Source organism: Brevundimonas sp. (assembly GCF_036405315.1).
GTDB lineage: Bacteria > Pseudomonadota > Alphaproteobacteria > Caulobacterales > Caulobacteraceae > Brevundimonas.
Window position 1 is genome coordinate 1 of record NZ_DASWXW010000126.1, and the last position, 5,641, is coordinate 5,641.

The following is a 5,641-nucleotide window of genomic DNA, read 5'->3' on the forward strand; positions in this document are numbered from 1 at the left end:
TTGTTTCCGGGCGTCCTCTGGACGTGCATCAATATCGGCCACGCGGTTCCTTGCCCGGTCCGTTCATGTGAAGAGTTGGATCAGATAGCGTTCCCGTTCCGTTTTCGCCAGCTATGCTGAGGCTAATGCGGCCCGAGATTCTCTTTCCCCTGTTCGCGGACGTCTCCACCCTGAAGGGCGTGGGCCCCAGAAGCGCGCCCTTGGTGCAGAAACTGGCAGGTCCGCTGGTGCGCGACGTGCTGTTCCTGTCGCCGTCCGGGATCATCCAGCGTCGCCGCACGACCGCCGCCGCCGCCATCGAGGGCGAGATCGGCGTCTTCGACGTGCTGATCGACCGGCTGATCCCGCCGCACAAGATCGGCGCGCCCCTGAAGATGCGGGCGTCGGACGACACCGGCTTCGTCCACCTGATCTGGTTCGCCGGCTCGCCGCGCCATATCGAAAGCCTGGCCCCGCGCGGCGAACGACGGCTGGTGACAGGCAAGGTCGAGCGCTTCAACAACGAGGTGCAGATCGCGCACCCCGACTACATCCTGCCGCTGGAGAAGGCGGACGAGATCCCGCTGTCCGAACCCGTCTATCCGGCGACCCAAGGCCTGACCTCACGCGTGGTGCGCAAACTGGCGCAAGGCGCGCTGGCCGCTGCTCCCGAGCTGGCCGAGTGGCAGGACGCCGCCTGGCTGTCGGCCCGGCGCTGGCCCGGCTGGCGCGCGGCGCTGGAGACGCTGCACGCCCCGACCGCGGAAATGGACCTGACGCCGGAAGCCCCGGCACGTCAGCGTCTGGCCTATGATGAGCTGTTCGCGCACCAACTGGCCCTGGCGCGCCGTCGCCGCGCGCGCCAGGTCACACCGGCCGCACGGATCACGGCGGGCGAGGCCTCGCAACGGATGCGGGCCGCCCTGCCCTTCACTCTGACCGGCGCTCAGGCGCGCGCCGTCGAGGAGATTCGCGCCGATCTGGCCTCCGGCGAGCAGATGGGCCGCCTGCTGCAAGGCGACGTCGGCTCGGGCAAGACCGCCGTCGCGGCCCTGGCGCTGGCCGACGCCGCCTCCAGCGGTTTCCAGTCCGCCCTGATGGCCCCGACCGAAATCCTGGCGCGTCAGCACTATCAACGCCTCGCCCCGATGCTGGAAGAAGCGGGGGTCACGACCATTCTGCTGACCGGCCGCGACACGCCAGCCGAGCGACGCAAGCGGCTGGCCGCCCTGGCCTCGGGCGAGGCCGAGGTCGCCATCGGCACCCACGCCCTGTTTCAGGACGCGGTGCAGTTCAAACGCCTGGCCCTAGCGGTTATCGACGAACAGCACCGCTTCGGCGTCAACGAGCGCCAGCGGCTTCAGGCCAAGGGCGATCCGGCGTTGGGCGGCGTCCATCTGCTCACCATGTCGGCCACGCCCATCCCGCGCACGCTGGAACTGACCCAGTACGGCGAGCTGGAGGTCAGCCGCCTGATGGAAAAACCGCCGGGCCGCACCCCCGTCGCCACCGCCGTGGTGCCTCTGGTCCGCATCGGCGAGGTCGCCAAACGGCTGAAGGCGGCGATCGACAGCGGGGCTCAGGCCTACTGGATCTGTCCTCTGGTGGCGGAATCAGAAGCCATCGACCTGGCCGCCGCCGAGGAACGCGCCGCCGACCTGCGCCGCATCCTTCAAGTCGAGGTCGGCCTGGCCCACGGCCAGATGCCGGGCGCCGAGCGCGAGGCGGTTATGGCCGAGTTCGCCGAGGGCCGCATCCCGCTTCTGGTCGCCACGACGGTCGTCGAAGTCGGCGTCGATGTCCCCAACGCCTCCATCATGGTCATCGAACACGCCGACCGTTTCGGCCTGGCCCAACTTCACCAACTGCGCGGCCGCGTCGGACGCGGGGCCAAGTCCAGCTCCTGCATCCTGTTGTACGGCGGTCAGGACGGCGCGTTGGGCGAGACCGCGCGGGAGCGGCTGGAGACCCTGCGCCGCACTGAAGACGGCTTCGAGATCGCCGAGGAGGACTTCCGTCTGCGCGGCGGCGGCGACCCTCTGGGTCTGAAGCAGAGCGGCTTCCCCGCCTATCGTTTCGCCGATCCGATCAAGCATCGCTCGCTGATGCTGGCGGCGTCGGACGACGCTCGCCTGATCCTGGGACGCGACCCTGAGTTGACCAGCCCGCGCGGTCAGGCCGTGCGTGTGCTGGAAGCCCTGTTCGACTGGCGCAACGAGCGCCCAGGCATCGATTAGGCGGCAGGCGCCTGCCCGGCCTTCCAGGCCGCCAGCCGAGCCAGCGCATCGGCCTCGACGTCGGCATAAAACAGGTTGTAGGGCCGCGCCTTGCGGCGATCAGCCCATCCGCTGAACTCGCGGAAGGATTCCGACTTGAGCACCGTATGGCGCAGCAGGCCGTCACGGCATTGCGTGGCGATCTGGCGATCGATGAAAGCGGGACGCACGCCCCACTCGAGGCCGGTGGCGTTGGCCGCGCCCAGATGGCGTCGCGCGGGGATCGCCGCACCGTCATCGCTGCCCGACACCGGGTTTACGCACAGAGCCGGACGCTCGCCCAGTTCGACCAACTGGCTGCGATCATTCCAGACCAGGGCGCGCCTCAGCCGCCGCTTGGCGGCGCCCTCGTCGCCCTCGCCCACCTGGGACCAGCCGACGACGCAGTCTGTCTGATCGCGCATATGGCAGGCGGCGATCGGCGCTGTCTGATCCAGACCTACGATGGCGTCCATCAAGTAGACGGCGACCAGACGTCGGCGCAGACCTGCGTCCTGGGCCACACGCTCATGAACCAGGCGCGCAATCAGATCCGCGCCCTGCTCCACGCCCGCCAGGATGATCGGACCGTCAGGATGGGCGACCAGCCATTGATCGAAGGCCTTGTCCACGTCGCCATAGGCGAAGGCGCGGGCTTCGCGCGCATCCTCGCGCAAGGTCAGGCGCGTGTAGAGGCTGGCCTGCCTGTAGCGGGGCGCACTGATGGCGCCGGCGCGCGCAAACGGACCTGCATAGTTCGGAATCACCACCCGCTTCAGATAGGCGTCAGCCCTGCGGTCGCCGATCGGACCGTTCCAGCCGCTCCCGCCGTCGAAGGTGGTCGAATGGACGAAGAAGATGGCTGCGTCTTCAGCCCCCGGCGCGCGGGCGTCCCGCAGCGCCCAGGCCGACGGTTGGCCATAGTCGGGCGCAGGCGGGGGCTCATAGGTCTGGAACGGGATTTGGGGATCCAGACCCGCTTTCAGGATGTCGCCGCGCCAGACGACGACAGCGGCCACCAGGATGAAAACGAGCGCAAAGCCCGTGTAGCCGACCCATTGCCGCAAGGTCAGGCTGGGCATCTTCATCGATAGGGGTCCGACTGGGACAGGAAGTCCTGAACGTAGCGACGTACGCCCTCTTCCAGCGGCGTCGACTGGCCGTTGAAGCCGACCGCACGGATACGGTCCATGCTGGCCTCGGTGAAGTACTGATACCGGTCGCGGATCGTCTCGGGCATGTCGATATAGGCGATCGACGGCTCCTTGCCCGCCGCCGCGAAGGTCGCGCGCGCCAGGTCGGCGAAGGAGCGCGCCTGACCCGATCCGGCGTTGAACACGCCCGACACGTTCGGCGTCTGCAGCAGCCAGTCGATGATGTTCACCACGTCATCGACGTAGACGAAGTCGCGCAGCTGGCCGCCGTCGGGATAGTTGGGGTTGTGCGAGCGGAACAGACTGACCGTCTCGCCGGCCTGAACCTTGGGCCAGATCTGGGCCACGACCGACTTCATCCCGCCCTTGTGCCCCTCGTTCGGGCCGTAGACGTTGAAGAATTTCAGCCCGGCCCACTGGCGCGGCGCTTGGCCGCGATCCGCCTGGCGCACGGCATACTGATCGAACAGGTATTTCGAATAACCATAGGCGTTTAGAGGACGAAGCGCATTCAGGCTCTCAGGATCGTCTCGATCCCCGAACCCAGCCTCGCCGTCGCCATAGGTGGCCGCCGAGGAGGCGTAGATCATCCGCACATTGCGCAGCGCGCACCAGTCCCAGATGTCGCGCGACAGGCTGAAGTTGGTGCGCAGGATCAGGTCGGCGTCCGGCTCGGTCGTCGAGGAGATGGCGCCCATGTGCACCACGGCCTCGATCCGTTCGGCGTGACGCTCCAGCTGCTCGAACAGCTCCTCCGGTGCCCAGAGGTCGGCGATGGGATGCTTGGCGATGTTCTTCCACTTGGCGAGATCGGCCGTCTCCAGCCGGTCGCAGACGACCACGTCCCAGGCGTCGCTCTCGCACAGGCGAGCCACAATGTTGGAGCCGATGAAGCCCGCCCCACCCGTCACCACGATCATGCGAGGGGTCATTCAGCAGCTCCGGTCGTCATCTTCTCAATGGTCTTGGTCGTCGAATAGCCGTCGGCGAAATTGGCCAGACGGACCACGCCGCCCCAGCTCTCGACCTCCGTCGCGCCGACCACCTTGTCCTTGGTGTAGTCCGCGCCCTTGATCAGGACGTCGGGCCGCAACCGCTCGATCAGGGCCATGGGCGTGGGGTCGTCAAAGGCCGTCACCCGGTCCACGCTGGCCAGACCGCCGATGACGACGGCGCGGCTGTCCAGATCATTGACCGGACGCCCCTCGCCCTTCAGGCGGCGCACCGAGGCGTCGGTGTTCAGCGCCACCACCAGGCGGTCACACCAACTGCGCGCCTGGGCCAGATAGGCCACGTGACCGCGGTGCAGAATGTCGAAACAGCCGTTGGTGAAGCCGACCTTAAGGCCCTGACGCTTCCAAGCCTCGACCTGATCCGACAGCTCGTCCAGCGGCGTGACCTTGGACTGGGCCAGGGCCGCGTGCTGGCTCATCTCGGCCTCAATCAGCTCGGCGGGGGTGACGACGGCGGTGCCGCTCTTGCCCACCACCACGCCCGAGGCGAGGATGGCGAACTGCACCGCCTGTTCCAGCGTCGCGCCCGCGCCCAAAGCGAGGCCCAGCGCCGCGAGGCAGGTGTCGCCTGCGCCGGAGACGTCGAACACCTCGCGCGCCCGACCGGGAAAGTGGGTGACGCCGCCGCCGCGCCGCGCCAGGGTCATGCCCTTGCCCGCCCGGGTGACGATGACGGCCTTGGCCGTGGTGGCGTCCAGCAGGGCCGCCAGCGCCGCCTCGACCTGTTCGTCGGTTTCGGTCGGCAGGCCGGTAGCCCCGGCCAGTTCGCTGGCGTTGGGCTTAATCAGATCTACCGCGCCATAGCGGGCGAAGTCGCGCCCCTTGGGGTCCACGATGACCGGGGCGCCGTATTCACGACCCGCCCACAGCGCGGCCTCGATGAGGGCCTCGCCCACCACGCCCTTGGCGTAGTCCGACAGCAGGATGGCCTTGGCGCCCTTGAACACGCCCTTGTCGTCATAGGCGGCGGTCGAGGGCTGTTCATCGTCCAGCCGCAATAGTTGCTGACCAGAGGCGACAAAGCGCGTCTTGACGATGGTGGCGGCGCCCTCGGGGCGGACCAGGGCGTCCTCGACCCGATCCTCGGCGGCGATCAGGTCGGTCAGTTCGGCGCCCGCCGCGTCCTGCCCCGCCACGGCGCCCAGCCGGGCGAAACCGCCCAGGGCCGCGACGTTGCGCGCCACATTGCCCACGCCGCCGGGCATGGCCACGGTGCGGCGCGCGCGCAGGACCGGGATCG

4 protein-coding genes are annotated in these 5,641 nt (G+C 68.4%); 1 reads left to right on the forward strand and 3 read right to left on the reverse strand.

The genetic code is table 11. From position 1 onward, the window contains the following. Positions 1-125: 125 nt before the first annotated feature. On the forward strand, positions 126-2,216 hold the full coding sequence (recG, locus tag VGE49_RS07285; protein ID WP_331033897.1) for an ATP-dependent DNA helicase RecG: 2,091 nt from the start codon (positions 126-128) through the stop codon (positions 2,214-2,216). Here the strand turns inward: recG and VGE49_RS07290 are convergent. From VGE49_RS07290 to rfaE2, 3 genes are all read right to left on the reverse strand, one after another. After that, on the reverse strand, positions 2,213-3,316 hold the full coding sequence (locus tag VGE49_RS07290) for a DUF3089 domain-containing protein (RefSeq protein ID WP_331033900.1): 1,104 nt from the start codon (positions 3,314-3,316) through the stop codon (positions 2,213-2,215). The two genes, recG and VGE49_RS07290, sit on opposite strands and share 4 nt — an antisense overlap. A gap of 2 nt (positions 3,317-3,318) precedes the next feature. Beyond that, positions 3,319-4,320, reverse strand: coding sequence for an ADP-glyceromanno-heptose 6-epimerase (gene rfaD / locus VGE49_RS07295; protein WP_331033898.1), 1,002 nt, complete (start codon positions 4,318-4,320; stop codon positions 3,319-3,321). After that, on the reverse strand, positions 4,317-5,641 hold a 1,325-nt coding region (gene rfaE2 / locus VGE49_RS07300; protein WP_331033899.1), incomplete at its 5' end, for a D-glycero-beta-D-manno-heptose 1-phosphate adenylyltransferase. The genes rfaD and rfaE2, both read right to left, overlap by 4 nt.

What these genes read in the sequence shown, in the direction of transcription:
- recG (WP_331033897.1), top strand. Translation starts at nt 126, where the DNA reads ATGCGGCCCGAGATTCTCTTTCCCCTGTTCGCGGACGTCTCCACCCTG.
- VGE49_RS07290 (WP_331033900.1), bottom strand. Translation starts at nt 3,316, where the DNA reads ATGCCCAGCCTGACCTTGCGGCAATGGGTCGGCTACACGGGCTTTGCG.
- rfaD (WP_331033898.1), bottom strand. Translation starts at nt 4,320, where the DNA reads ATGACCCCTCGCATGATCGTGGTGACGGGTGGGGCGGGCTTCATCGGC.